This is a genomic window from Isoptericola sp. NPDC055063 (genome assembly GCF_053608125.1).
Genome location: NZ_JBSGUW010000009.1, coordinates 193,757 through 220,293, shown reverse-complemented (window position 1 = coordinate 220,293; position 26,537 = coordinate 193,757). Strand labels below are relative to the sequence as shown.

At 74.5% G+C, this 26,537-nt stretch carries 25 protein-coding genes; 23 read left to right on the top strand and 2 right to left on the bottom strand.

Going from position 1 to position 26,537, the window contains the following annotated elements:
- Window positions 1-112: 112 nt before the first annotated feature.
- From ftsH to mshA, 18 genes are all read left to right on the top strand, one after another.
- Entirely contained in the window at window positions 113-2,185 is a 2,073-nt protein-coding gene (gene ftsH, locus ACWF41_RS13085) for an ATP-dependent zinc metalloprotease FtsH (RefSeq protein WP_380318472.1), read from the top strand.
- A gap of 23 nt (window positions 2,186-2,208) precedes the next feature.
- Window positions 2,209-2,796, top strand: coding sequence for a GTP cyclohydrolase I FolE (gene folE / locus ACWF41_RS13080; RefSeq protein ID WP_380318496.1), 588 nt, complete (start codon window positions 2,209-2,211; stop codon window positions 2,794-2,796).
- Window positions 2,797-2,803: 7 nt separating this feature from the next.
- Entirely contained in the window at window positions 2,804-3,778 is a 975-nt protein-coding gene (gene folP, locus ACWF41_RS13075) for a dihydropteroate synthase (protein ID WP_380318469.1), read from the top strand.
- Window positions 3,775-5,724, top strand: coding sequence for a 2-amino-4-hydroxy-6-hydroxymethyldihydropteridine diphosphokinase (gene folK, locus ACWF41_RS13070; protein ID WP_380318466.1), 1,950 nt, complete (start codon window positions 3,775-3,777; stop codon window positions 5,722-5,724). The genes folP and folK overlap by 4 nt, the downstream gene beginning before the upstream one ends.
- 1 nt (window position 5,725) lies before the next feature.
- On the top strand, window positions 5,726-6,211 hold the full coding sequence (locus ACWF41_RS13065; protein WP_380318464.1) for a DUF3180 domain-containing protein: 486 nt from the start codon (window positions 5,726-5,728) through the stop codon (window positions 6,209-6,211).
- Window positions 6,212-6,326: 115 nt separating this feature from the next.
- Window positions 6,327-6,851 (top strand): PH domain-containing protein, encoded by a 525-nt coding sequence (locus tag ACWF41_RS13060; protein ID WP_380318461.1) that lies wholly within the window; start codon window positions 6,327-6,329, stop codon window positions 6,849-6,851.
- Window positions 6,848-8,497 (top strand): PH domain-containing protein, encoded by a 1,650-nt coding sequence (locus tag ACWF41_RS13055; protein WP_380318459.1) that lies wholly within the window; start codon window positions 6,848-6,850, stop codon window positions 8,495-8,497. The genes ACWF41_RS13060 and ACWF41_RS13055 overlap by 4 nt, the downstream gene beginning before the upstream one ends.
- A complete protein-coding gene (locus tag ACWF41_RS13050; RefSeq protein WP_380318457.1) occupies window positions 8,494-9,525 on the top strand; it encodes a Rossmann-like and DUF2520 domain-containing protein in 1,032 nt (343 codons plus the stop codon). Before ACWF41_RS13055 ends, ACWF41_RS13050 begins: the two co-directional genes overlap by 4 nt.
- Window positions 9,522-10,463 (top strand): pantoate--beta-alanine ligase, encoded by a 942-nt coding sequence (panC, locus tag ACWF41_RS13045; protein WP_380318455.1) that lies wholly within the window; start codon window positions 9,522-9,524, stop codon window positions 10,461-10,463. Before ACWF41_RS13050 ends, panC begins: the two co-directional genes overlap by 4 nt.
- Before the next feature lie 34 nt (window positions 10,464-10,497).
- Window positions 10,498-10,911 (top strand): aspartate 1-decarboxylase, encoded by a 414-nt coding sequence (gene panD / locus ACWF41_RS13040; RefSeq protein WP_380318493.1) that lies wholly within the window; start codon window positions 10,498-10,500, stop codon window positions 10,909-10,911.
- Between the two features lie 19 nt (window positions 10,912-10,930).
- Window positions 10,931-12,625 (top strand): L-aspartate oxidase, encoded by a 1,695-nt coding sequence (locus tag ACWF41_RS13035; RefSeq protein ID WP_380318452.1) that lies wholly within the window; start codon window positions 10,931-10,933, stop codon window positions 12,623-12,625.
- A 228-nt stretch (window positions 12,626-12,853) separates the two neighbouring features.
- Window positions 12,854-13,774, top strand: coding sequence for a carboxylating nicotinate-nucleotide diphosphorylase (gene nadC, locus ACWF41_RS13030; RefSeq protein WP_380318490.1), 921 nt, complete (start codon window positions 12,854-12,856; stop codon window positions 13,772-13,774).
- Window positions 13,775-13,809: 35 nt separating this feature from the next.
- Window positions 13,810-15,348, top strand: coding sequence for a lysine--tRNA ligase (gene lysS, locus ACWF41_RS13025; RefSeq protein WP_380318449.1), 1,539 nt, complete (start codon window positions 13,810-13,812; stop codon window positions 15,346-15,348).
- A gap of 13 nt (window positions 15,349-15,361) precedes the next feature.
- The gene (locus ACWF41_RS13020) at window positions 15,362-15,547 is read left to right on the top strand and encodes a hypothetical protein (RefSeq protein ID WP_380318446.1); all 186 of its coding nucleotides are present in this window, start codon (window positions 15,362-15,364) and stop codon (window positions 15,545-15,547) included.
- A gap of 103 nt (window positions 15,548-15,650) precedes the next feature.
- The gene (locus ACWF41_RS13015; protein WP_380318443.1) at window positions 15,651-15,986 is read left to right on the top strand and encodes a histone-like nucleoid-structuring protein Lsr2; all 336 of its coding nucleotides are present in this window, start codon (window positions 15,651-15,653) and stop codon (window positions 15,984-15,986) included.
- 57 nt (window positions 15,987-16,043) lie between these two features.
- Window positions 16,044-17,954 (top strand): HNH endonuclease signature motif containing protein, encoded by a 1,911-nt coding sequence (locus tag ACWF41_RS13010; RefSeq protein ID WP_380346985.1) that lies wholly within the window; start codon window positions 16,044-16,046, stop codon window positions 17,952-17,954.
- A 127-nt stretch (window positions 17,955-18,081) separates the two neighbouring features.
- Entirely contained in the window at window positions 18,082-19,170 is a 1,089-nt protein-coding gene (locus ACWF41_RS13005) for a lactonase family protein (protein WP_380318437.1), read from the top strand.
- Window positions 19,170-20,516 (top strand): D-inositol-3-phosphate glycosyltransferase, encoded by a 1,347-nt coding sequence (mshA, locus tag ACWF41_RS13000; RefSeq protein ID WP_380318434.1) that lies wholly within the window; start codon window positions 19,170-19,172, stop codon window positions 20,514-20,516. Before ACWF41_RS13005 ends, mshA begins: the two co-directional genes overlap by 1 nt.
- 6 nt (window positions 20,517-20,522) lie before the next feature.
- Here the strand turns inward: mshA and ACWF41_RS12995 are convergent, their stop codons facing one another.
- The gene (locus ACWF41_RS12995) at window positions 20,523-21,092 is read right to left on the bottom strand and encodes a hypothetical protein (protein WP_380318431.1); all 570 of its coding nucleotides are present in this window, start codon (window positions 21,090-21,092) and stop codon (window positions 20,523-20,525) included.
- An 87-nt stretch (window positions 21,093-21,179) separates the two neighbouring features.
- On the opposite strand from ACWF41_RS12995, the gene ACWF41_RS12990 reads away from it, so the two are divergent.
- The 3 genes from ACWF41_RS12990 (at window position 21,180) to ACWF41_RS12980 (ending at window position 23,643) form a co-directional block, all read left to right on the top strand.
- Window positions 21,180-21,620, top strand: a complete 441-nt coding sequence (locus tag ACWF41_RS12990; protein WP_380318428.1) for a nitroreductase family deazaflavin-dependent oxidoreductase — start codon at window positions 21,180-21,182, stop codon at window positions 21,618-21,620.
- A 98-nt stretch (window positions 21,621-21,718) separates the two neighbouring features.
- Complete coding sequence (locus tag ACWF41_RS12985) at window positions 21,719-22,459, top strand: phosphoglyceromutase (RefSeq protein WP_380318425.1); 741 nt, start codon at window positions 21,719-21,721, stop codon at window positions 22,457-22,459.
- A gap of 92 nt (window positions 22,460-22,551) precedes the next feature.
- Complete coding sequence (locus ACWF41_RS12980; RefSeq protein ID WP_380318422.1) at window positions 22,552-23,643, top strand: DUF4037 domain-containing protein; 1,092 nt, start codon at window positions 22,552-22,554, stop codon at window positions 23,641-23,643.
- A 42-nt stretch (window positions 23,644-23,685) separates the two neighbouring features.
- On the opposite strand, the gene phoU is transcribed toward ACWF41_RS12980, so the two are convergent.
- Window positions 23,686-24,351, bottom strand: coding sequence for a phosphate signaling complex protein PhoU (gene phoU, locus ACWF41_RS12975; protein ID WP_380318419.1), 666 nt, complete (start codon window positions 24,349-24,351; stop codon window positions 23,686-23,688).
- 172 nt (window positions 24,352-24,523) lie between these two features.
- Here phoU and ACWF41_RS12970 point away from each other — a divergent pair, with 172 nt between their 5' ends.
- Together ACWF41_RS12970 and ACWF41_RS12965 are read left to right on the top strand one after the other, a co-directional pair.
- Window positions 24,524-25,702, top strand: a complete 1,179-nt coding sequence (locus tag ACWF41_RS12970; protein WP_380318416.1) for a sensor histidine kinase — start codon at window positions 24,524-24,526, stop codon at window positions 25,700-25,702.
- Entirely contained in the window at window positions 25,699-26,415 is a 717-nt protein-coding gene (locus tag ACWF41_RS12965) for a response regulator transcription factor (RefSeq protein WP_380318413.1), read from the top strand. Before ACWF41_RS12970 ends, ACWF41_RS12965 begins: the two co-directional genes overlap by 4 nt.
- Window positions 26,416-26,537: the final 122 nt, after the last annotated feature.

The following is a 26,537-nucleotide window of genomic DNA, read 5'->3' as shown; positions in this document are numbered from 1 at the left end:
CCACGCCGTCGCGCCCTGGGCGAACACCCACGGTTCGTCCACGATCGGCGTGTAGCGTCGTGAACCACACGTTGCCCGACGGAAGGGAAGCGGGGCACCGACCCCGTCGCCGATGAACATCAAGAAGATCCTGAGCGGCCCGATCATCTGGATCGTGGTCGGCCTCGTGCTCGTCTCGCTGGCCTTCAGCGCGTTCAGCACCGACCGGGTGTCCCGGATCGAGACCTCTCAGGGGCTCGAGCTGCTCGCCGGCGACACGGTGGACCACGCCCTCATCGTCGACGGGGAGCAACGCGTCGAGCTGGAGCTGAGCTCGAAGTACGTGACCGACCAGGGCACCAAGGAAGAGCAGGACCACGGCACCAAGGTCGAGTTCTTCTACGTCCAGCCGCAGGGCGACGAGGTGGCCACCGCGGTCAAGTCCGCGGACCTGAAGGACGGCTTCGACTCGCAGGTGCCGCAGCCGAGCTTCTGGAGCTCGATGCTGGGCTTCCTCATCCCGTTCCTGATCATCGGCGTGGTCTTCTGGTTCATCCTGTCGCGGATGCAGGGCGGCGGGCGCAACGGCGTCATGGGCTTCGGCAAGTCCAAGGCCAAGCTGATCAGCAAGGACATGCCGCAGGTGACGTTCGCCGACGTCGCGGGCGTGGACGAGGCGGTCGAGGAGCTCCAGGAGATCAAGGAGTTCCTCGAGGACCCGGCCAAGTTCCAGGCCGTGGGCGCCAAGATCCCCAAGGGCGTGCTGCTGTACGGCCCGCCCGGAACCGGCAAGACCCTGCTCGCGCGCGCCGTCGCCGGCGAGGCCGGGGTGCCGTTCTACTCGATCTCCGGCTCGGACTTCGTCGAGATGTTCGTCGGCGTCGGCGCGTCCCGCGTGCGCGACCTGTTCGAGCAGGCCAAGAACAACTCGCCGGCGATCATCTTCGTCGACGAGATCGACGCCGTCGGCCGCCACCGTGGCGCCGGCATGGGCGGCGGGCACGACGAGCGCGAGCAGACGCTGAACCAGATGCTCGTCGAGATGGACGGCTTCGACGTCAAGACGAACGTCATCCTCATCGCGGCCACGAACCGCCCCGACATCCTCGACCCGGCGCTGCTGCGCCCGGGCCGGTTCGACCGCCAGGTCGCCGTCGAGGCCCCGGACCTCAAGGGCCGCGAGCACATCCTCAAGGTGCACGCGCAGGGCAAGCCGATGGTCGAGTCGATCGACCTCGCCGTCGTCGCGCGCCGCACCCCCGGCTTCACGGGCGCGGACCTGGCCAACGTGCTCAACGAGGCCGCGCTGCTCACGGCGCGCAGCGGCGCCCAGCTGATCGACGACCGCGCCCTGGACGAGGCGATCGACCGCGTCATCGCGGGCCCGCAGAAGCGCACCCGCGTGATGCAGGTCAAGGAGCAGAAGATCACCGCGTACCACGAGGGCGGGCACGCCCTGGTCGCGGCGGCGATGCGGTACACGGACCCCGTCACGAAGGTGACGATCCTGCCGCGCGGCCGGGCCCTCGGCTACACGATGGTCATGCCGATGGAGGACAAGTACTCCACCACGCGCAACGAGCTGCTCGACCAGCTCGCCTACGCGATGGGCGGCCGCGTGGCCGAGGAGATCGTCTTCCACGACCCGACGACCGGCGCCAGCAACGACATCGAGAAGGCCACGTCGACGGCCCGCAAGATGGTCACCGAGTACGGCATGAGCGAGAAGGTCGGCGCGATCAAGCTCGGCAGCGGCTCGGGCGAGCCGTTCCTGGGCCGCGACATGGGCCACCAGCGGGACTACTCGGAGGCCGTCGCCGGCACCGTGGACCACGAGGTGCGCAAGCTCGTCGAGGCCGCGCACGACGAGGCGTGGGAGGTGCTCACCCAGTACCGCGACGTGCTCGACGAGCTGGTGCTGCGCCTGCTCGAGAAGGAGACGCTGAACCAGGCCGAGCTGGCGGAGATCTTCGCGCCCGTGGTCAAGCGCGAGCCGCGCGACGTGTGGCTGTCCAGCGAGCAGCGCACGGTGCACACCCGTGGCCCGATCATGACCGAGGGCGAGCGCGCCGCGTCCAACGGCAACGGTCAGGCCGTCGTGCCGCAGGACGAGGCCGCCATCGTGGGTAACGAGAGCGACGTGCAGGAGGCCGGGCCCGGCCTCGGCAGCGACACCGAGCCGCCGGCGGCGGGGGAGAACCGGTGACCGACCCGGTGACGGACCTGGGCATGCGCGCGGCCGCGGACGTGCCGGTGTACGACTCCGCACGGGCCGAGGCCGCCGTCCGCGAGCTGCTGCTCGCGGTGGGCGAGGACCCGGACCGCGAGGGGCTGCGCGAGACGCCCGCCCGCGTGGCGCGCGCCTACCAGGAGATCTTCGCGGGGCTGCGGCAGGAGCCCGAGGACGTGCTGACCACCACCTTCGACCTCGGTCACGAGGAGATGGTGCTGGTGCGCGACATCGAGGTCTACTCGACGTGCGAGCACCACCTGGTGCCGTTCCACGGCGTCGCGCACGTGGGCTACATCCCCAGCACGGACGGCCGGATCACCGGGCTGTCCAAGCTGGCGCGGCTCGTCGAGGTGTACGCCCGCCGCCCGCAGGTCCAGGAGCGGCTGACGACGCAGGTCGCGGACGCGCTGGTGCGCATCCTCGAGCCGCGCGGCGTCCTCGTCGTCGTGGAGTGCGAGCACCTGTGCATGTCGATGCGCGGGGTGCGCAAGCCCGGCTCCCGCACGGTCACGTCGGCGGTGCGCGGCATCATGCAGAACCCGGCGACGCGCGCCGAGGCCATGAGCCTCATCACGGGACGGTGACCCGGGCATGACCGCGCACCCGCGCGACGCTCTCGTCGCGGGGCTCCCGGAGCTGTCCGGGGTGGGCCGGTGCCTGGTCATGGGTGTCGTGAACATCACGCCCGACTCGTTCTCTGACGGCGGCGAGTGGTTCGAGCCGGACGCCGGAGTGCAGCACGGCCTCGACCTGCTGGCCGAGGGGGCGGAGATCCTCGACGTCGGCGGCGAGTCGACGCGGCCGGGCTCGGCCCGGGTCGACGAGGACGAGGAGCTGCGTCGTGTGATCCCGGTGATCGAGCGGCTCGCGGCCCACGGCGCCGTCGTGTCGGTCGACACGACGCGGTCCGGGGTCGCGGAGCGCGCGGTCGCCGCCGGGGCACGGCTCGTCAACGACGTCTCGGGCGGCCTCGCGGACCCGCGGATGGGCCACGTCGTGGCCGACACGGGCGTCGCGTACGTCGCGATGCACTGGCGCGGGCACGCGGACGTCATGGACAGCCTCGAGGTGTACGACGACGTCGTCGCCGAGGTCCGCGACGAGCTCGGCCAGCGCATGGACGCCCTGCTCGCCGTGGGCGTCGACGCCGAGCAGGTGGTCCTCGACCCGGGCCTCGGGTTCTCCAAGGCCGGCGCCCTGAACTGGCCGATCCTGTCCCACCTGGACGCGCTGCACTCTCTCGGCCGTCCGGTCCTGGTGGGGGCCTCCCGCAAGAGGTTCCTGGGGCACCTGCTCGAGGGCACGCGCGGCCTGCCGGACGACCGGCCCGCGCCGCCGCTCGAGCGCGACCACGCCACCGCAGCCGTCTCCGCGCTGTCCGCCGCCGCGGGCGCGTGGGCCGTCCGGGTGCACGCCGCCCGGGCCAGCGCGGACGCCGTCCGGGTCGCGGACGCCTGGACGACGGCCACCCTCGACATGGAAGATGCCGGGATGATCGCACCGGCACACCGCACCGAAGCCGTGGGCGGGCCCCGTACCGCCGCCGATGAGGAGGGCCTCTCGTGACCTTCGCCGCAGCCGTTCCGGGACCGGACGGGCAGCCGCTCGACCAGATCCGCCTCGCCGGAGTGACGGCGACCGGGCACCACGGCGTCCTCGCGCACGAGCGCGCCGAGGGGCAGGTGTTCAGCGCCGACGTCGTGCTGCACCTGGACACCCGCGCCGCCGCGTCGTCCGACGACCTCGCGAACACCGTGAGCTACGCGGACGTCGCGCAGGACGTGCACAACGTGCTCGCCGGGTCCCCGGCCGACCTCGTGGAGACCGTCGCCGAGCGGATCGCCGCCGTCGTCCTCGCGAGCCCGGCCGTGCAGGCCGTCGACGTGCGCGTGCACAAGCCGCAGGCGCCCATCCCCGTGCCGTTCGACGACGTCGCGATCGTGGTCCGCCGCGACCGGTCGCGCCCGCCCGTGGTCGACGTCGCCCCGGTGGCCGAGCCGGCCGAGGCCGCCGCCCCCGTCGCGCCGGTCGTGCCTGCCGAGGTGCACGCGCCGATCCCTCCGGCCCCCGTGGCCGCGGCCGTGCCGGTCGGGCCCGTCGAGCCCGAGGTCGCCCCCGCGCCCGCCGGCGACCCGCTGGACGCCACCCCGGCCGAGCCCGTGGAGGCCGTGCTGGCCCTCGGCGCCAACCTCGGCGACGCGCAGGTCACCCTCCGCCAGGCGGTGACGGACGTCGACCGGCTCCCCGGCGTGCAGGTCATGGAGGTCTCGCCGCTGGCGCGCACCGCCGCCGTCGGCGGCCCGGAGCAGCCCGACTACCTCAACGCCGTGCTCGTGGTGCGCACCACGCTCTCGCCGCGGGACCTGCTGCGCAGCACCCAGCAGGTCGAGGCGCAGCACGGCCGCGTCCGCGAGGAGCGCTGGGGGCCGCGCACGCTCGACGTCGACATCGTCCAGTACGGGTCGCTCGTGGCGAGCGGGCCCGACCTCGAGCTGCCGCACCCGCGCGCCCAGGAGCGCGCGTTCGTGCTCGTGCCGTGGGCCGAGGTCGCGCCCGAGGCGCTGCTCGGCGGACCGGGCGGCGGCCCCGTCGGCCAGCTCGCGGTGACCGCCCCCGACCGCGCCGGCATCCGCTGGCTCGCGCTCGACTGGCTGACCGGGCCCACGCAGAGCACCGGCCAGGTCTCCGCGGGCTCCGACCCGGCGCCCTCGTCGCCCGTGCCGCAGTCCCAGCCCGAGCCGCAGGAGCACTCCTCGGAGGCCTACCCGGCGCAGGGGTACCCGGCCGCGCCGCACGGCGCCGAGCCGTCGGCCGCGGAGCCTGAGGGCCAGTCGCACGACCAGCCCTATGCCCAGCCGTTCACGCCCCCGGTCGCCGAGCCGAAGCAGCAGGCCGACCCGCGTCGCGATGCCCACGATTCCGGCGCGTACGGGTCCGACGCCCACGGCGCCGACGCGTTCGGCGACCCGGCCCAGCCGCTCACGCCGCGGCCGTTCGCCGCCGTCCCGCCGGTCGCGCACGACGCCGGCCCGCACGCTCCGGTGCCCTCCGCCCCTGCGTCATCGAACCCTGTGTCGTCCGCCCCAGCACCCCAGGCTCCTGCGTCGCCGGCCCCCGCGCCCTCCGCACCCGCGGCGCCGAGCCCGGCCGCCCCGTCGAACCCGCCCGCCGGGTCGTCGTTCGCGCCGCCCGTGGCGTCGGCACCGGAGCCGTACGCACCCGAGCCGTACTCGCCCGAGCAATACTCGCCCGAGCCGTATGCACCCGAGCCGTACGCACCCGAGCCGTCGGCCCCGGTCGCGTACGTGCCGGAGCAGCTCGCACCGGACCGCACCACCCCGCAGCCCGCGGCCCCCGGCCCGGTGCGGCACGAACCCGTGCCGCCGGCACCCGCGCCGGCCCCGCAGGCCGCCGTGAACCCGCCCGCGCTGCCGGACCCGTTCGCGCCGCTGCCGGACGCGCACCCCGGCCAGGCCCTCCCGCAGGAGCGGTACGGGGAGGACGACCGCTGAGATGCGCCGCACCTCCGTCCGCCTGCTCGCGGCCGTCTTCGCCGTCGTGGCGGTGGGCGGCGCGGGGCTGCTGCGGCTGCTCGAGTCGCGCGGCGTCTACCTGCCCACGGTCGCGTGGGTGGAGGACGTCGCGATGCTCGCGCTCGCCGGCGGCATCTTCTGGGCCGGCTGGGCCGTGCGCGCGTACCAGAAGGGCGACCGGCCCGGCCTCGACCCCCTGCGCGCGGCGCGCACCTTCGTCCTGGCCAAGGCCGGGGCGCTGACGGGCGCGCTGCTCGCGGGACGGTACGTCGCGAGCGTGCTCGTGGTGCTCGGCCAGCTCCAGGTCGAGGCGCGGCGCGACCAGGCGATCGCCTCCGCGATCGCCGCGGGCTGCGCGCTGGTGCTCTGCGTGGTCGGGCTCGTCGTCGAGAAGTTCTGCCAGCTGCCGCCGTCGGACGACGCCGAGGGTGACACGGAGGAGCACGCCGACCCGCTGCCGTCCTGACGGCGCGCGGACTCGCCGTCGGACGACCGCCTCCGACTTCCGTCGGACCCGCGGCGGCGCGGACCGGGACCGACGGACGATGTGGCCCGGGGTGCCCGGATGGAAGGATGGAGCCATGACGAGCATCCCCGCGGGCGCGGACCACCCGGCCGCGCGCCAGACCGGTCCCTTCGACCCGCCGGACGTCGCGTGGCAGCGCGTGTCGCCGAGGCTCGTCCCGGCGCGGCTCATCTCGGCGTCGGTGACCCTGGCCGTGCCGATCGTCGCGGGCGTGGTGCTCGCCGTCCTGGTCTCGCCGTGGTTCTGGCTGCTCGCCGGGGTGCCGGCCGCGCTGCTGCTGTGGGCGGTGCTCCTCGTGCCGCGCCAGGTCCGCGCGATCGGGTACGCCGAGCGCGCCGACGACCTGCTGATCCGCAAGGGCATCATGTTCCGCTCGCTCGTCGTCGTGCCCTACGGCCGCATGCAGTACGTGGACGTGGAGGCCGGCCCGCTGGATCGGAAGCTGGGGATCGCGAAGGTCCAGCTGCACACGGCGTCGGCGGGCACGGACGCGGACATCCCGGGCCTGGTGCCCGACGAGGCCGAGCGGCTGCGCGACCGGCTGACCGCGCGGGGCGAGGCGAGGCTGGCGGGCCTGTGAGCACCCCGACTCCTGGCGCGACCCCGGCCCCCGGCGCGACGCCGGGCCCGGCCACACCGGGCGCCCCTGACCTGGGCGCCTCCGTCCCGGGCGTCTCCGACCCGGGCGCGCCGTCCGCGCGCCGGGACCTGTCCTGGCGCCGCGTGCACCCGGTGACGCCGTTCGTGCGCGGCTGGGCGGCCGTGGTCGCCATCCTCGTCATCGCCGGTCAGCAGGTGCTCGACGACGTGGCCCGGGCGGTCGAGGCGGCGGGCGAGATCCGCGGCCTGTGGTGGATGGTGCTCCTCGGGCTCGTCGTCGTGGTCGGGATCGTGTTCGGCTACGCCGCGCTCGCGTGGCGCATGACGGCGTACGCGGTGGACGACGACGCGGTGCACCTGCGCAAGGGCATCCTGTTCCGGCAGCAGCGGCACGCGCGGCTGGACCGGCTGCAGGCGATCGACGTGCGCCAGCCGTTGCTGGCGCGCCTGTTCGGCCTGGCCGAGCTGCGGCTCGAGGTGGCGGGCGGCTCGGACTCGGGCGTGGCGATCGGCTTCCTCAAGGAGGCGGACGCGCAGCACCTGCGCGCGGACCTGCTCGCCCGCGCCGCGGGGGTCAAGGCCGCGCACCGCGCCGAGTCGTCGGCCGCCCCGGCGGGTCCCGCGCCGGAGGGCGACGCCGCGACCGGCGACGACGCCCTGGTGCAGCCCGCCGGGACGGTGGCGCCGGCGGCCGGCCCGGAGCCCGCGGACGACGTCGCCCCCGAGGCGCCCGAGCGCCAGGTGTACGAGGTGCCGCCCACGCGGCTGCTGCTGTCGCTGCTGCGGATGCCGGGCCTGTGGATCGCGGTGCTCCTGCTGGTCGGTATCGGCGTGGCGGTGTTCGTCACCCGCGAGGTCAGCATCCTGTTCTCCGCGCTGCCCGCCATCCTGGGCGTCGGCGGGTACATCTTCCAGCGCTTCGCGGGGGAGTTCGGCTTCCGTGCGGCGCTGTCGCCCGACGGCATCCGCCTGCGCCACGGGCTGCTGGAGACGCGCGCGCAGACCATCCCGCCGGGCCGCGTGCAGGCGGTGTCGCTCACGCAGGGCCCGCTGTGGCGCGGGCCGGACTGGTGGCGCGTCAAGGTCAACGTGGCCGGCTACGGCGGCGGCGAGGGCCAGCAGGGGGAGCAGCAGCACGTGCTCCTGCCCGTCGGCCCGCGCGAGGAGGCGCTCACCGCCCTGTGGCTGGTGCTGCCCGACCTCCAGGTGGCCGACCCGGACGACACGCTCGCCCTGCTCGACGAGGCCCTCACCGGCGACGCCCGCACGGACCGCTGGTTCGTCACCAGCCCGCGGCGGGCCCGGCTGCTCGACCCGTGGAGCTGGCGCCGCAACGGGTACGCCGTGACGGGCCGTGCGCTGCTGGCCCGCGGCGGCCGGTTCGTGCGCCGCCTCGAGGTGGTGCCGCACGAGCGCACCCAGTCCCTCGGGCTCGAGCAGGGCCCGTGGCAGCGTCGGCGGGGTCTCGCGTCGTTCGCGCTGCACTCCACGCCGGGACCGATCAGCCCGGTCGTCTACCACCTGGACGAGGACGAGGCCGCCCGCCTGCTCGACGAGCAGTCCGTGCGCGCCCGGGAGGCCCGCGCCCACGCGGGGCCCGAGCGTTGGATGGAGGGCCCGCGGTGAGCGCCACCGACGACGCGGGAACCGACCGGCCGACCCCGCCGTCAGCGCGGCCGGGCCGCCTCGGGGTGGGCGTCGTGGGCGCCGGCCGCGTCGGCGCCGTGCTGGGCAGCGCCCTGCGCGCGGCGGGGCACACCGTCGTGGGGGCGAGCGGCGTCAGCGAGGAGTCGCGTGAGCGGATCGCGACGCTGCTGCCGGGCGTCCCGCACCTGGAGGTGCCCGACGTCGTGGAGCGCGCCGAGATGGTGCTGCTCGCGGTGCCCGACGACGCGCTCGCGGACGTCGTCGGCGGGCTCGCGGCGCTCGGCGCGTGGCAGCCCGGTCAGCTCGTCGTGCACACGTCGGGCCGGTACGGCGCGGCCGTGCTCGACCCGGCCCGGCGGGCGGGCGCGATCCCGGTGGCGCTGCACCCGGCGATGACGTTCACCGGCACGTCGCTCGACCTGCACCGCCTGGAGGGCTGCACGTTCGCCGTCACGGCGCCGGCGGCGGTCCAGCCGATCGGCCAGGCGCTCGTCGTCGAGGTCGGCGGGGAGCCCGTGATCGTCGCGGAGGAGGCGCGCGGGCTGTACCACGCGGCCCTCGCGCACGGCGCGAACCACCTGGTCGTCCTCGTCGCGCAGGCGGCGCAGGCGCTGGAGGCCGCGGGCGTCCAGCAGCCCGGCCGCGCCCTCGCGCCCCTGCTCTCGGCCGCCCTCGACGGCGCGACCCGCGCCGCGGACGCGCGCGACGGCGAGGGGCCGGGCGCGATCTCCGCCCTCACCGGGCCGGTGTCGCGGGGCGACGTCGGCACCGTGCGCACGCACCTCGACGTGCTGCGGGACCTGGCGGCGCGGACCGGCGCCACCGACGTGCCGGCGTCGTACACCGAGCTGGCCCGCGGCGCCACGAGCCGCGCGCTCGCCGCCCACCGCATCGGGGACCGCGCGGCCCGCGAGCTGCTCGACGCGCTCGCGCCCGATGCGCCGCCCCACCCCGACGACCCGCACCGCGTCGACCCACCAGTCGACCCACCACAGGAGCCACGATGAGCGACCAGACCCCCACCACCGCGGCGCCCGCCGTCGTGCGCACCCGGCCGGAGCTGCACGACGCGCTCACCGCGTGGACGCTGTCGGGGCCGGAGCCCACGGACCGTCGCGCCGTCGTCATGACGATGGGGGCGCTGCACGACGGCCACCTGCAGCTCGTGCGCCGGGCGCGCGAGGCGGCCGGGCCGACCGGGCAGGTGGTGGTGACGATCTTCGTCAACCCGCTGCAGTTCGGGGCCGGGGAGGACCTGGACCGCTACCCCCGCGACCTGGACGGCGACGTCGCGAAGCTGGCGAGCGTGGGCGCCGACCTGGTGTTCGCGCCCACGCCGGACGTCGTCTACCCCGACGGGGACCCGGTCGTGCGCGTCTCGGCGGGGCACGTCGGCGAGGTGCTGGAGGGCGAGTCGCGCCCCGGACACCTGGACGGCGTCCTCACGGTGGTGCTCAAGCTCATGCACCTGGTGCGCCCGGACGTCGCCCTGTTCGGGGAGAAGGACGCGCAGCAGCTGCTGGCCGTGCGCCGCATGGTGCGCGACCTGGACGTCGACGTCGAGGTGCTCGGCGTGCCGATCGTGCGCGACCCCGACGGCCTCGCGATGTCCTCGCGCAACGCCTACCTGTCCGACGACGAGCGGGCCGCCGCCCTCACGCTGTCGCGCGCGCTGCGGGCCGGCGCCGGCGCGGCCGCCGAGGGCCCGGAGGCCGTCCGCGCGGCGGCGTCGGGAATCCTGGAGGCGGGCGCCGGTGTTGAACCCGATTACCTGGCACTCGTCGACCCGACTACCGTGGACCCGGTGCCCGCGGACTTCCGCGGCTCCGCCCTCCTCCTCGTGGCGGCGCGTGTCGGCGCCACCCGACTGATCGACAACCAGGCCGTGGACCTCGCCGGCGGCCCCGCCACCGGCGCGAGCCCACAGGAGAACACCAGTGACTGAGCACGCGAACCGCCCCGCCTCCCTGCAGCGGCCGATGATGATCGGCAAGATCCATCGCGCCACCGTGACGCAGGCGGACCTGCACTACGTCGGCTCCATCACCATCGACGCCGACCTGCTCGACGCCGCGGACCTGTACCCCGGCCAGCAGGTCGACGTGGTCGACGTCACCAACGGCGCCCGCCTCACGACCTACGTCATCCCGGGCGAGCGCGGCGGCCACCAGGTGAGCATCAACGGCGCGGCCGCGCACCTCGTGCACCCGGGGGACACCGTCATCGTCATCGCCTACGGGACGATGTCGGACGCCGACGCGCGGACCTACTCCCCGGCGGTCGTCTTCGTCGACCCGGAGAACCGGGTCGTGGAGCTCGACGACGACCCGGGCCAGGTGCCGGACGGCTTCGGCCTGGAGTCCAGCGGCGTCCCCTTCGCGGCCGTCCGGTGACGCCTGCGGTGACCCGTCCGTGAACGGGCCGCGGCTCGCCCGCGCGCTCGTCGCCCCGGCCCCCGGCTGGACCACCACGGCCGACGCGATCGTCGTCGGCACCGGCATCGCCGGCCTGACGGCGGCGCTGGAGCTGCGCACCCGCGTGCCGCGCGTGCTGCTGGTCACCAAGGGCGCGCTGTCCTCCGGTTCCACGGTGTGGGCGCAGGGCGGCGTGGCGGCGGCCCTGCACCCCGACGACACCCCCGACGCGCACCTCACGGACACGCTCGCCGCCGGCGGCGGCCTGAGCGACCCCGAGGCCGTGCGCGTCCTCGTCACCGACGGGCCGGACCGCGTGCGCGAGCTCGTGGCGCGCGGCACGTCGTTCGACGTGGGTCCCGACGGCGAGATCGCCCTCACCCGGGAGGGCGGCCACCGCGCCGACCGCATCGTGCACGCGGGCGGCGACGCCACCGGCGCCGAGATCTCGCGCGCCCTGGTGGCGCAGATCGAGGCCGTGCGCGACGACCCCGGCATCGAGGTGCTGGAGAACGCCCTGGTGCTCGACGTGCTCACCGGCGCCCCCGGCCCCGACGGCCGCCGTCCGGCCGCGGGCGTCACCCTGCACGTGCGCGGGGCGGGCAGCCGCGACGGGGTGGGCGCCGCGCTGGCGCCGGTGGTCGTGCTGGCCACGGGCGGCATCGGCCAGGTCTTCCGCTCGTCGACCAACCCGCCCGCCGCCACGGGCGACGGCATCGCCGCCGCGTTGCGTGCCGGCGCCTCCGTGGGCGACCTCGAGTTCGTGCAGTTCCACCCCACCGTGCTGTGGCAGGGGCTCGGCGCCAAGGGCCAGCAGCCGCTCATCAGCGAGGCCGTCCGCGGCGAGGGCGCGCTGCTGCTCGACGTCGACGGCTACCGCTTCATGCCCCGCGAGCACGAGCTGGCCGAGCTGGCGCCGCGGGACGTCGTCGCGCACGCCATCGTGCGGCGCATGGCCGCCACGAGCGCGGACCACGTGCTGCTGGACGCCCGGCACCTGGGCGCGGGCTTCCTGCGACGCCGCTTCCCGACCATCACCGCACGGCTGCTCGCGCAGGGCATCGACTGGACCGAGGAGCCCGTCCCGGTCGCGCCCGCGCAGCACTACCACTCGGGCGGCGTCGTGACCGACGTGCGCGGCCGCACCTCCGTCCCCGGCCTGTACGCCGTCGGGGAGGTCGCGTGCACGGGCGTGCACGGCGCCAACCGGCTCGCGTCCAACTCGCTGCTCGAGGGGCTGGTCTTCGCGCACGCCGCGGCCCGCGACGTCGCGCAGCGTGTGTCCGACGGCGAGCTCCGGTCCGCCCCGGACCCCGAGGAGCGCCCCGGCGGGTCCGCCCTCGTGGCCGCCGCCGCCCGCTCGCGCGTGCAGCGCGTCACCTCCGAGGGGGCGGGCCCGGTGCGCTCCGCCGACTCGCTCGAGCGCGCCGCCGGCCTCCTCGCCGCGGTCCGCACCGACGCGCACCGCGCGGACGACGTCGTCGCCGACCCCCAGGTCGCCGAGTGGGAGACCACCACCGTGCACCAGGTGGCCAGCGCCCTCGTGCACGCCGCGTGGGTGCGCGCCGAGTCCCGGGGCGGGCACTTCCGCACCGACTTCCCCGCGCCGGACCCCGCCTGGCAGCGGCGCATCACCCTCGCCCTCGACGACGACGGCGCCCTCCGCGAGGTAGTCCCGATCGCCGCGAGGTAGTGCGCATCCTGCCGAGGTAGTCCAGATCTCCGCGAGGTAGTGGACCAGACCACTACCTCGGCAGATCTGGAACTACCTCGGCAGGGCTCGAACTACCTCGGCAGGGTTCGAACTACCTCGGCGGGACGGGTGCCCGACGGCGGGCGGGTAGCGTTGCGACGCGTGACCGACCTGCGCCCCGGCCAGACCCGTGCCGACCAGACCCGTGCCGACCAGACCCGCACGGACCTGCCCGTGCACGACCGACCGTCCGCCGTCGAGCCCGGTCTGGACGCCGGGTGGGTGACCCGCGTCGTCGAGACGGCGCTGGACGAGGACCTCGGCGCGGCGCCGGGCCGCGACGTCACGACGCAGGCCACGGTGCCGGCGTCGGCCACGGGGACGGCGGATCTCGTCGCCCGGCAGGCGGGCACCGTGGCGGGGCTTGTCGTCGTGGCCGAGGTGCTGTCGCAGGTCGCGGGCCGCCTCGGGCTGCCGGCGCCCACGGTGACGTTCCACGCGCAGGACGGCGACGCCGTCGCGGCCGGCCAGATGCTCGCGGCGCTCGAGGGCCCGGTGCAGGTGCTGCTGGTCGCGGAGCGGACGCTGCTCAACCTGGCCTCGCGCGCGTCGGGCGTCGCGACGGCGACCGCGGCGTGGTCGCGCGAGCTCGCCGGCACGGGCGCGCAGGTGCTCGACACCCGCAAGACGACCCCCGGCCTGCGCGCGCTGGAGAAGTACGCGGTCCGCGCGGGCGGCGGCACCAACAAGCGGATGGGCCTGTACGACGTCGCGATGGTCAAGGACAACCACGTCGTGGCCGCCGGGTCCGTGCGCGGCGCGATCGACGCGGTCCGGGGCGCGTTCCCCGACGTGCTGGTGCAGGTCGAGGCGGACACCACCGCCCAGGCGCTGGAGGCGCTGGACGCCGGCGCGGACTTCCTGCTGCTCGACAACATGCCCACGCCCGTGCTCACCGACACCGTGGCCGCGGTCCGCGCGCGGCAGGGGCGCGACGGCGTCCCTGCGCACGTGGAGCTCGAGGCCACCGGCAACCTCACCCTCGACCGCGCGCGCGAGGTGGCAGGGGCCGGCGTCGACTACCTGTCCGTCGGCGGGCTCACGCACTCGGCGCCGATCCTCGACCTCGCCCTCGACCTCCGCCCCTGATCCCGGCACCCGGTGATCGCTCGTAGAATCTCTGGGTGACCTCCCCGCAGAACCCCGCCTCCGCCGTGCCCGCCGTCGACCCCGCCGCGGCCACGGACGACCTCCCGGAGCAGATGCGCGTGCGCCGGGAGAAGCGCGACCGGCTGCTGGAGCAGGGCGTGGAGCCGTACCCCGTCGCGCTGCCGGTGACGCACTCGATCGCCGCGGTGCGCGAGGGCTACGGGCACCTCGAGGCGGGCCAGGAGACGGAGGACGTCGTCGGCGTCGCCGGCCGCGTCGTCTTCCTGCGCAACACGGGCAAGCTGTGCTTCGTCACGCTCCAGGACGGCGAGGGGCGGCGCCTGCAGGCGATGCTCAGCCTCAAGGAGGTCGGCGAGGAGGCGCTCGCGTCCTTCAAGTCCGACGTGGACCTGGGCGACCACCTGTTCGTGCACGGCCGCGTCGGCTCGTCGCGCCGCGGCGAGCTCAGCGTGTTCGCCGACTCGTGGCAGATGGCGGCGAAGGCCCTGCGCCCGCTGCCGGTGCTGCACAAGGACCTGTCGGAGGAGGCCCGCGTCCGCCAGCGGTACGTCGACCTCATCGCGCGCCCCGCGGCCCGCGAGATGGTCCGTACCCGCGCGGGCGTCGTGCGTTCGCTGCGCGACAACCTGCACGGCCGGGGCTTCCTCGAGGTCGAGACCCCGATGCTGCAGACCATCGCCTCGGGCGCGTCGGCGCGGCCGTTCATGACGCACATGAACGCCTATGACATCGACCTCTTCCTGCGGATCGCCCCCGAGCTCTTCCTCAAGCGCGCGGTCGTCGGCGGTGTCGAGAAGGTCTTCGAGATCAATCGCAATTTCCGTAACGAGGGCGCGGACTCCACGCACTCGCCGGAGTTCGCGATGATCGAGGCCTACGAGGCGTACGGCGACTACAACTCCATCGGTGCTCTGACGCAGGATCTCGTGCAGACGGCGGCCCGCGAAGTTCTCGGCACCACGGTCGTGACGCTTCCCGACGGCGAGGAGTACGACCTCGGTGGCGAATGGGCGCAGATCACGATGTACGGCTCGCTCTCGGATGCGATCGGCGAGGAGATCACGCCGGAGACCACGGTCGAGCACCTCACGGAGCTGGCCGAGAAGGCGGAGATCTCGATCGACCCCAAGAAGGTCAACCACGGCAAGCTCGTCGAGGAGCTGTGGGAGCACCACGTGGGCGACGGCCTCTACGCGCCGACGTTCGTGCGGGACTTCCCGGTCGAGACGTCGCCGCTGGTGCGCGCGCACCGCACCGTGCCCGGCGTCGTCGAGAAGTGGGACCTGTACGTGCGCGGCTTCGAGCTGGGCACGGGCTACTCCGAGCTGGTCGACCCGGTCATCCAGCGGCAGCGCTTCGAGGACCAGGCGCGCCTCGCCGCGGCGGGCGACGACGAGGCGATGGCCCTCGACGACGACTTCCTCAGCGCGATGGAGCACGCGATGCCGCCGTCGGGCGGCATGGGGATGGGCGTCGACCGACTCCTCATGGCGCTCACCGGCCTGGGCGTGCGCGAGACCATCCTTTTCCCGCTCGTCAAGCCGACGGCCTAACGAAAGACATCCCATGGACACTTTTCTCGCGATCATGAGCGGACTCGCCCCGTCCGTCGGCGTGGGCCTGCTCTTCTGGCTCGCGATGCGCAAGATCCTGCACGCGGACCGGAACGAGCGTCTCGCTCTCGAGAGGATGGACGCGGAAGAGGCCGCCGCCGCTGCCGCGGCTGCGACCGCCGAGCAGGAATCCCGCTGAATTCTTCTCGATATTGCGGGCCGCACGCGTTTCGCGTTGACTTTTCGGTGACGAAGAAGGCATTCTCAACGATGTCATCTCTTCATGACCGGAAGGCATTCACGTGGTTCAGAAGCAGCAGATCGTCCTGATCGACGATATCGACGGGAGCGACGCGGACGAGACCGTGACGTTCGCCCTCGACGGCGTCTCCTACGAGATCGACCTCACGTCCGCGCACGCGTCGGAGCTCCGCGACGCGTTCGCGACCTGGATCGGGCACGGCCGCAAGACTTCCGCACGGCTCGGGGGCGGCACGCGTGCCGCCGCCCGCCGCACCGGCACCGACCGCGCGCAGCTCGCCAAGATCCGCGAGTGGGCCCGCGAGAACGGCCACGAGGTCAGCGACCGCGGCCGCATCTCCGCCACGGTGATGGCCGCCTACGAGGCCGCGCACTGACCCTGTCGCACCATCTGCGCACCGCACGACCCCGGCCGGGGTTCCGGCCGGGGTCGCGTGCGTTCGAAGGGTGGTCGTCCGACTGCGCCGTCGGCCCCGTCGACGCTTCACCGGTGGCTGACCTGGGGTTTCCTTGTCCACAGGCCTTGTTCGGCATGCCTGCGCACCGCTAGAATCGAACACATGTTCGACACCCTGCCTGCTCCCGACGACGCGGTCGGCACCATGCCCGATGCCGTGCCCGACGACGTGCGCACGGTGACGCTCGGTGAGGTGCTCGCGGCGGTGGATCCCGGTCCTCGCCCGTCCGTGCACGAGGTGTCCGCAGGGATCGACGACGCCGTGGCGATCCGGGAGCAGATCGACGCTCTGGAGGGTCGGCTGCTGTTGGCGGTCGAACACTCCCGTCGTGCGGCCCGCGGGTGTGAGGCGTCGTTGGTGGACGATGCCGACGTGGAGCTGCGGCGGGCGTCGGCGGTGCGGCGCCGTGAGCTCGCCCAGCGGGCGTTCGTCGCGGACCTGGCGACGGCGTTGCGGATGAGCGAGGTGCAGGCGTCCCATCTCGTCGACACCGCCCGCACCTTGGCCGAGGCTGCCGAGCACGCCTGCGCGGGAGGGGATGTCGACGCGTCAGAGGGTACGGCGGGGTCGTCCGGTGTGACGCTGGTGGAGCTGTGTCGTGGCCGGTTCTCGGCGTTGCATGCGCGGGCGATGGCGGACACGTTGGCCGAGGTCCCCGATGCTGAGGCGCGGGCGCGGGTCGAGGCAGCCGCTCTGCCGTTGGCGGCGCGGACCACACCTGCCCAGTTTCGTTCGCGGTTGCGGCGGGCGCGGGACCTGGCCCATCCGACACCCCTGGCGGAACGTCACCGGCAGGCCGCGACCAAGCGTGCGGTGTTTCTCGATCCGGGGCGGGACGGCATGGCCTGGCTCACCGCGCACCTGCCCGCCGTGCAGGCGCACGCCGCGTTCGACCGCCTCACCGCGACCGCACGGGTCGTCGGCGGTCAGGGTGACCCGCGCACCACGGCGCAGCTGCGTGCGGACGCGTTCGCCGACCTCCTCCTTGCCACCCCCAGCACCAGCACGAGCGCCGCTGCTGGCATCCCTGCAGGCACCGACGCGTTCGCGGACGTCGACATCACGAGCGCGTCGGGCCAGGTGTCGGGCCAGGTGTCGGGCCAGGTGTCGGGCCAGGTGTCGGGCCAGGTGTCGGGCCAGGTGTCGGGCGAGGTGTCGGGCGAGGTGTCGGGCGAGGTGTCGGGCGAGGTGTCGGGCGAGGTGTCGGGCGAGGTGTCGGGCGAGGTGTCGGGCACTGTTTCGGACCAGGTGCCCGACCACGTCCCTGACCATGTTCCTGACCACGTTGCTGACCTGGGTGATCTGGCCCGTCGGATCACGCCGACGGTGCGGGTTACGGTCCCTGTCATGACGCTGCTGGGTGGCGAGGGGCCGGCCGATCTGGACGGCCACGGGCCCCTGGACCCGGAGACCGCCACCGTGCTGACCGCTCGGGCGCCGTCGTTGCGGCGTCTGCTGGTCGACCCCGTCGACGGGCGCGTCCTCGCGACCGACCCCGGCACCTACACCGTCCCCGCGGCGCTGCGCACCCTGCTGGCGGCCCGTGACGTGACCTGCCGGTTCCCGGGCTGTACGCGACGCGCCGAGCGGTGCGACGTCGACCACCTGACCGCGTGGGCCGACGGTGGGCGTACCACCGCGGACAACCTCGCTCATGTGTGCCGTCATCATCACGTGCTCAAGCACCAGACGCGGTGGACCGTGAACCCCTTGCCTGACGGCACCCTGGCCTGGACTTCGCCGACCGGCCACGTCCACCACGACCGCATCCACGACACCGACCGCCCCGCCGACGAGCTACCCAGGGTGGCCGGCCCGGAACCTCCCGGCACGGCGTCGTCCCGCTCCGAGCCGCCCGATTCCGGGCCCCCACCGGCAGCAGCCTGACCCTCCGGGAGTGCGCAGCGGCCGAAGGGCGGCCTTCCACCGGTGTCCCGTCGACCGTGTCCTTCACCGTGTCCGTCGACCGCTGACGCGTTCTGGCCCGGCACCCCCGCGGTCATAGGCTGAGGCCATGACGGACACGGGCGCTCGGGCGCAGCTCTGGGTCGGCACCTACCCGCAGCCGGGGGCGGAGCCGGGCAGCGGCGAGAGCATCTGGCGAGTCGCGCTGGACCGAGCGGACGGCTCGGTCGCCTCGGCGGTGCCGGCCGTGGCGGCGACGTCGCCCTCGTTCCTGGCCGTGCACCCGTCGGGGCGTTCGCTCTACGCGGTGGGGGAGACGCCCGCGGGCACGCTCACGACGTTCCGGGTGGAGGACGCCGACGGGGCCGTGACGCTCGCGCCGTCGGGCTCGGTGGCGTCCGGCGGCGACGACCCGTGCCACGTGCTGGCGCGCGGGGACGTCGTCTGGCTGGCGAACTACGGCGACGGCGTGGCCGCGGCGGTGCCGGTGGACGAGGCGACGGGCGATCTCGCCGCGGACGGCGTCGTCACGCACCCCGGGGTCGGCAGCGGCCCGGTCGTGGAGCGGCAGTCCGGCCCGCACGCGCACTTCGTGGCCGACGCGGGCGACGCCGTCCTGGTGTGCGACCTCGGCGCGGACGTCGTGCGTCGCTACCCGGCGAAGGGCGCGGACGCGGGCGCCCCGGCGGACGTCGCGGCGGTCCTGCCGCCGGGTACCGGGCCGCGCCACCTCGTCACCCTCGCGGACGGGTCGCTCGTCGTCGTCGGCGAGCTCGACGCCCGCGCCCACGTGCTGGTGCGCGACGGCGCGGGCTGGACGCCCGCCGCCGCGGTGCCGGTCTCCCCGGCTGCCGAAGCCGGGCGCGACTTCCCGGCCCACGTGACCCTCAGCGCCGACGGCACCCGTCTGCACGTCGGGGTGCGGGGCATCGACGTGCTCGCCGTCCTCGCGGTGGGCCCGGCCGACGGCGGCGTGCCCACCCTCGAGCACCTCGTCGACGTCCCGCTGGGCGACGGCGCGTGGCCGCGCCACCACGCCGTCCTGGGCGGGAGCGGGGACGACGCCGAGACGGTCGTCGTCGCCCTCCAGGGCCGCAGCGAGCTCGCGACCGTGCGGCTCGACCCGACGACCGGCGCCGGCGAGGTCGTCGCGCGCCACGTCCTGCCCACACCGCCGGCCTGCGTGCTGGAGTCGTGATGAGCACCTCGGCCGACGCGACGCGCCTCGGCCCGCGGGTGGCGATGCTGTCGGTGCACACGTCGCCGCTGGACCAGCCGGGCACCGGCGACGCGGGCGGCATGAACGTCTACGTGCTGGAGCTGGCGCGCGCGCTGGCCCGCCGCGGGGCCGAGGTCGAGATCTTCACGCGAGCGACGACGTCCGCGCAGCCGCGGTGCGTCGACGTCGAGCCGGGGATTCGCGTGGCGCACGTCGCCGCCGGACCGTACGAGGGCCTGGACAAGAACGACCTGCCCGGCCAGCTCTGCGCGTTCACCGCGGGCGTGCTGCGCGCCGAGGCGCACCGCCCGCCGCACTGGTACGACGTCGTGCACAGCCACTACTGGCTCTCCGGGCAGGTCGGCTGGCTCGCCGCGGAGCGCTGGGACGTCCCCCTCGTGCACACCATGCACACGATGGCGCGCGTGAAGAACGCGGCCCTCGCGCCCGGGGACGCGCCGGAGCCCGTGGGCCGGATCGTGGGGGAGGAGCAGGTGGTGGAGGCCGCCGACGGGCTCGTCGCCTCCACCCGCGAGGAGGCCCACGACCTGGAGCAGGAGTACCGCGCCGACCCCGACCTCGTGCACGTGGTGGCGCCCGGCGTCGACCTCGACGTCTTCCGCCCCCTGGAGCCCGGCCCCGGGCAGGACGCCTGCGACGTGCGACGCGAGCTGCGCGAGCGGCTCGGCCTGCCCACGGACCGCAAGATCGTGCTGTTCGCCGGCCGGGTCCAGCTCCTCAAGGGCCCCGACGTGCTGGTCCGCGCCCTCGGCGTCCTCGCCGACCACGCCAGCTCCGACGACGCCACCGAGGCGGAGGCGTGGTGCGACGGCGGCGGGTCGCGCGTGCCCGTGCTCGTCGTCCTGGGCGGCGCCAGCGGTCGCGCGACGGCGGTGCGCGAGCTCGAGGCCCTCGCCCACCAGGTGGGCGTCACCGACCACCTCGTCGTGCGCCCGCCCGTGCCCCGCGAGGAGCTGGTCGACTATCTGCGCGCGGCGGACGTCGTCGCCGTGCCGTCGCACAACGAGTCCTTCGGCCTCGTCGCCGCCGAGGCGCAGGCCGCCGGCACGCCCGTCGTCGCCGCCGCGGTCGGCGGGCTGCAGACGGTCGTGGTCGACGGTGTGTCCGGCGTCCTCGTGCCCGACCACAGCCCCTGGACCTGGGCGCGCGAGCTCGGCGACCTCCTCACCGACGACGAGCGCCGCGCCCGCCTCGCCGGCGGCGCCCGCCGCGCCAGCGAACGGTTCAGCTGGGACCGCGCCGCCGCCGCCATGCTCGACGTGTACGAGCAGGCGGCGAAGGTGCACCGGGCGCGTCGCCAGTAGCCCGCGCTACGCGGTCGGGGTGGCGGCCTCCCCCACCAGCACGACGGCCTGGGCGACGGCGTGGTCCGGCGTGTGCCAGACGACGACGGGGGAGTCCTCGCCCGGCGCCTGCGCGGCGTCGAGGCGCCACGTGAGGTTCGAGGAGACGGCGATCGGGAGCTCGTGGGCGCTCCCGTCGGCGCCGGCGTAGGCGATCCGACCGGCGACGGAGCACTTCGTGCGCTCGCGGTCCCACGTGAGCTCCAGCCCGGCGATCCGCCCCTCGGCCCGCTCCGGCCGCGCGGCGAGGCGGGCGAACGACCGGTCCCAGCGCAGCACGACGAGCTGCGGCCGCACCAGCAACAGCCAGAGCGCCACGACGACCGCGGCCCCGACGGCGCACAGGGTGCGGCCCACGCCGGGCCCCAGCGCGAACGCGCCGACGGCGCCGCCGACCACGAGGGTTGCGGCGACGACGCTCGTCGTGACGATGCGACGGCGGTCGGCCGAGCGGTCGGGCACGTCCTGCGGGCTGGGGGCGGCGCCGAGGGACGCGCGGTCCGTCACGAAGACGGTGAGGGTGCTCGGTCTCGCCACGGTCTTCCTCGCTGTCTCAGGCCTGGGGCAACCGGTGGAGCCTAGCGGACCGGGAATGCGTGGCCCGGGCGACGGCTTGGAAGTGACATGCCGATCACCGGAGAGTACGCACCCAGTCCGTCCGCCCACGCCGCGAAGCAGGTCGAGCAGTACGAGAGCTCGGGCGGCACGAAGGGCACGACGATGCGCGGGATGCCCGTCGTCATCCTCACGACGGTGGGCGCGAAGACGGGCCACCTGCGCAAGGCGCCGCTGATGCGCGTGGAGCACGAGGGCACGTACGCCGTCGTCGCGTCGTTGGGTGGGGCGCCGAAGCACCCGGTCTGGTACTACAACGTCCTCGCGAACCCGCGCGTGGAGCTGCAGGACGGCCCGGAGAAGCACGAGTACGACGCCCGCGAGGTGACGGGCGAGGAGAAGGCGCTCTGGTGGGAGCGGTGCGTCGCCGCATACCCGGACTACGCCGACTACCAGCGGAAGACGGACCGCCAGATCCCGGTGTTCGTGCTGGAGCGCGTGGACTCCTGAGAGAGACCCCTGGTCCAGTCAAGCCAGGTGCGGACGCCGGCGTCCCGGGATCCGACCCGCGGTGCGGGCGCCGGCGTCCAGCAGGCAGGATGGTCCCCATGACCTACACCCTCGTGCTGCTCCGCCACGGCGAGAGCGAGTGGAACGCGAAGAACCTCTTCACCGGCTGGGTGGACGTGCCCCTGTCGGAGAAGGGCACCGCGGAGGCGAAGCGCGGCGGCGAGCTGCTCAAGGAGTCGGGCGTCACTCCCGACGTCGTGCACACGTCGCTGCTGCGCCGCGCCATCAACACGGCGAACCTGGCCCTCGACGCCGCCGACCGTCACTGGATCCCGGTCAAGCGCAGCTGGCGCCTCAACGAGCGCCACTACGGCGACCTGCAGGGCAAGGACAAGAAGCAGGTGCGCGACCAGTACGGCGAGGAGCAGTTCATGCTCTGGCGTCGTTCCTACGACGTGCCGCCGCCCGAGATCGAGCTGGGCTCGGAGTTCTCGCAGGACGCGGACGTCCGCTACGCCGGCGAGCCGATCCCGCGCGCCGAGGCACTCAAGCAGGTGCTCGACCGGGCCCTGCCGTACTGGGACGGCGAGATCGTGCCGGACCTCCAGGCGGGCAAGACCGTCCTCGTCGCCGCGCACGGCAACTCGCTGCGCGCCATTGTCAAGCACCTGGACGGCGTCGACGACCAGACCATCGCCGGGCTCAACATCCCCACGGGCATCCCGCTGGTGTACGAGCTCGACGAGGAGACACTGAAGCCGACCAACCCGGGCGGCACGTACCTCGACCCGGAGGCCGCGAAGGACGCCATCGCGGCCGTCGCGAACCAGGGCAAGTGACGCCCGCCGGCCGCGGCCGGTAGCTCGACACCCCGGACCCCGGACCCCGAAAAGGGTCCGGGGTTCGTCGTCCCTGCTGGCAGGCTGACCGCGTGACCTCCGGCCCCGTGACTTCCAGCCCCGTGACCTCCGGCATCGGCCTCGCTCGGGCCTACTACGCGGACGTCGTGCGGCCGCTGCTCGACGGCTGGCGCCCCGGCCTGCCGCACGCGGCGGCCCGGCTGGGCAGCGGGTCGGACGTCCTCGGCCTCGACGACGAGACGTCGCGCGACCACGACTGGGGCCTGCGCCTCACGCTGCTGGTCGACGAGGCGGACGTCGCGCCCGTGGACGCGTTCCTGGAAGATTCGCTGCCCGCCGAGCACGCCGGCCTGCCCACCCGGTTCGCGACCACCTGGGAGCCGGTGGTGCGGCAGCGGGTGGAGGTCGCGACACCCCGCGCCTTCGCGCGGTCGCGGCTCGGCCTGGACCCGGTCACGGACCTCGACGACGCCGTGGGCTGGCTGTCCCTGACGGGGCAGAGCGTGCTGGAGGTGACCGCCGGCCCCGTCTTCCACGACGGCCCGGGCGAGCTCTCCGCGATCCGCGAGCGGCTGGCCTGGTACCCCGACGACGTCTGGCTGCACGTGCTGGCCGCCGAGTGGGCCCGCGTCGGGCAGGAGCTGCCGTTCGTCGGCCGCACCGGCTCTCGCGGCGACGACGTCGGCTCGCGCGTCCTCGCCGCCCGGCTGACGGGCTCGCTGCTGCGCCTGGGTCTGCTGCTGGAGCGGCGCTGGCCGCCCTACCCGAAGTGGCTCGGCACGGCGTTCGCCGGCGCGCCGTCCGCGGCGACGGCGGGACCGCACCTGGCGCGGGCCCTCGCCGCCCCGACCTGGCAGGAGCGCGACGCCGCCCTCGGCGACGCCTGCGACGTCCTGCACGAGCGGCAGCGCGACCTTGGCCTGCCCGCGCTCGACGGCGGTGCCACCGAGCCGTTCTTCGACCGGCCCTTCCGCAGCCTGCGCGGCGTCCCGGAGCTGCTGCGCGACGCCGCGGGAGAGTCCGTGCGCGGCCTACCGGCCGCCGTCGAGCAGTGGATCGACGCCGTCGACGTGCTGATGGACCCGCGCCGACGGGTCGCCGCCGCACGCGCTGCCGTCGACGCCGCCACGCGCGCTGAGGCAGGCACGAGCGAGGCGAGGTAAGCCCGGCCTACCTCGCCGACCCGACCACGGCCCAGCAGAGGCTCAGGCGTCCGCGCGCGCGTGCTCGTCGTCGAAGTTGCCCGTGACGAGGAACGTGATGCGGCGGGCGACGGACACGCCGTGGTCGCCGAAGCGCTCGTAGTAGCGGCCGAGCAGCGTGACGTCGACGGTCTCCTGCGTGGTGCCGGGCCACTCGGGGTCGAGCGTCGCGGCGAAGGTGTCCTGGTGCAGGGCGTCGAGGAGGTCGTCGTCCTGCTGCACCTCGGCGGCGAGGGCGACGTCGCGCGTGGCGAGCAGCGCGGTCGTGCGCTGGGCGACGTGCACCGCGGCGCCGTGCATCTTGACGAACGTCTCGCGCGCGGGCGCGGGCACGGCCTGCGCGGGGTAGCGACCGCGGGCGATCTCGGCGACGTGGCGGGCGAGGTCGCCCATGCGCTCGAGCGACGCGCTGATGCGCAGCGCGGAGATGACGACGCGCAGGTCGGTGGCGACGGGCTGCTGCTGGGCGAGCAGGTGCACGCAGCGCTCGTCGAGCTCGGACTCGAGCCGGTCGATCGCGTGGTCGGAGGCGATGACCTCCTGCGCCAGCTGGTGGTCGGCCTCGAGCAGGGCGTCGCCCGCGCGCCGGATGGCGGACTCGACGAGCCGGCTCATCTCGATGAGGTCGTCGCCGACCTGACGCAGCTCGGCCTCGAAGATCTCTCGCATCGCTGTCCTCTCGGGAAGAAGGGTTCTGACGGCACCCTGCCACGCGCCGTGGACGCGCCGGGGGCGCCCAGGTGAACTCCGGGAGGGTCGGAGGTGAACAGTGGGCGACGGCTCGCTGAGCAGTTCCGCTCCACGACGGATTCCCGCGGCGACGCCACCTAGGCTGCTGTGCGTGGACGGAATCATCCCGGGCGTGACCGCGGTCGTCGCGGGCATCTTCGGCGTCGTGGTGGGCGTGATCGCCACGGTCGCCTTCCGCTTCTCCGAGCGCGCCCACCAGCGGTCGCCGGAGGCGGCTCCCGCCGAGCTCGACGAGGGTCTCGTCCGCGTGCTCGCGGTGCTCCGGTCGGCGGCGGTCGTCCTGGACGGGGAGGATGACGTGGTGCGGGCGTCGCCCCCGGCGTACGCGCTGGGCGTGGTGCGCAACGACGCCCTCCAGCACCCCGCCATCATCGACCTGGTGCGCCAGGTGCGCCGCGACGGTGTGATCCGGGAGAAGGAGCTCGAGCTGCCGCGCGGGCCGATCGGCTCAGGCACGGTGCTGCTCCAGGTGCGGGTCGCGCCCGTGGGGCCCGACATGTTGCTGGTGCTCGCCGAGGACCGCACGGAGGCCCGTCGCGTGGAGGCGATCCGCCGCGACTTCGTCGTCAACGTGTCGCACGAGCTGAAGACTCCGGTCGGCGCGCTCGCCCTCCTCGCGGAGACGGTGCAGGACGCCGCGGACGACCCGGTGGCGGTGCGCCGCTTCACCCAGCGCATGCAGGCGGAGGCGCAACGGCTCTCCGCGCTGGTGCACGAGATCATCGAGCTGTCCCGCCTGCAGGTGGCCGGCGCGCTGCAGGAGGTCAGCATCATCCCCGTGCGCGACGTCGTCGCGGAGGCCGTGGACCGTGCGCGCACCACGGCGCAGGGGAAGAACATCACGATCGCGGTGGGCGGCACCGCGGACGTGCTCGTCTACGGCGACCACAACCTGCTGGTGACGGCGGTGCGCAACCTGCTGGACAACGCGGTGGCGTACTCGGCCGAGAACACGCGCGTGGGAGTGGGGGTCCGCGAGCGCCACGGCCTGGTGGAGATCGACGTCGTCGACCAGGGCGTGGGCATCGCCGTCGACGAGCAGGACCGCGTCTTCGAGCGCTTCTACCGCGTGGATCCCGCGCGCTCCCGCGACACGGGCGGCACGGGCCTCGGCCTGAGCATCGTCAAGCACGTCGCGGCCGACCACGGTGGTGACGTGCAGGTGTGGTCGGAGCCGGGCAAGGGCTCGACGTTCACCCTGCGCATCCCGGCGGCCGAGCACGACCAGAGCCAGACAACGGACACGACGGACGAGGAGGTAGGTGCGTGACGCGCATCCTGGTGGTCGAGGACGAGGAGTCCTACCGGGACCCCCTGACATATCAGCTGACCCGGGAGGGCTTCGAGGTCGTGGAGGCCTCGAACGGGGTGGACGCGCTGGCCGCGTACGACGACGGCGGCGCCGACCTGGTGCTGCTGGACCTCATGCTGCCCGGCCTGTCCGGCACGGAGGTGTGCCGGGAGTTGCGGCAGCGCGGTGACGTGCCGGTCATCATGCTGACGGCCAAGGACTCGGAGATCGACAAGGTCGTGGGCCTGGAGCTGGGCGCGGACGACTACGTCACCAAGCCGTACTCGTTCCGCGAGCTGCTGGCGCGCATGCGCGCGGTGATGCGGCGGCGCGGCCCGTCGGCGCCGGAGGCGGCGTCGAACGGGCACGACGACGACGGCGAGCCCGTCCTCGAGGTGGGGCCGGTGCGCATGGACGTGGAGCGGCACACCGTGACGGTGGGCGGCGCGGCGGTGTCCCTGCCGCTCAAGGAGTTCGACCTGCTGGAGCTGCTGCTGCGCAACGCGGGTCGCGTGCTCACCCGCGGGCAGCTCATCGACCGGGTGTGGGGCGCGGACTACGTCGGCGACACGAAGACGCTCGACGTTCACGTGAAGCGGATCCGCTCCAAGATCGAGGCGGACCCGGGCTCCCCGCAGCTGCTCCTCACGGTGCGAGGGCTGGGCTACAAGCTCGCGGACGAGGCCGCCTAGATCGCCGAGGTAGTTCGAAGCCGAGGTAGTGTGGGGAGGCGGGGGGGAGTGCCGCGGTGGGGGTGGATGGGGGGAGGAAAAAAGGGGGGGAGAAGCCGTCGGGGTTTTTTGCCGCGTCCGCT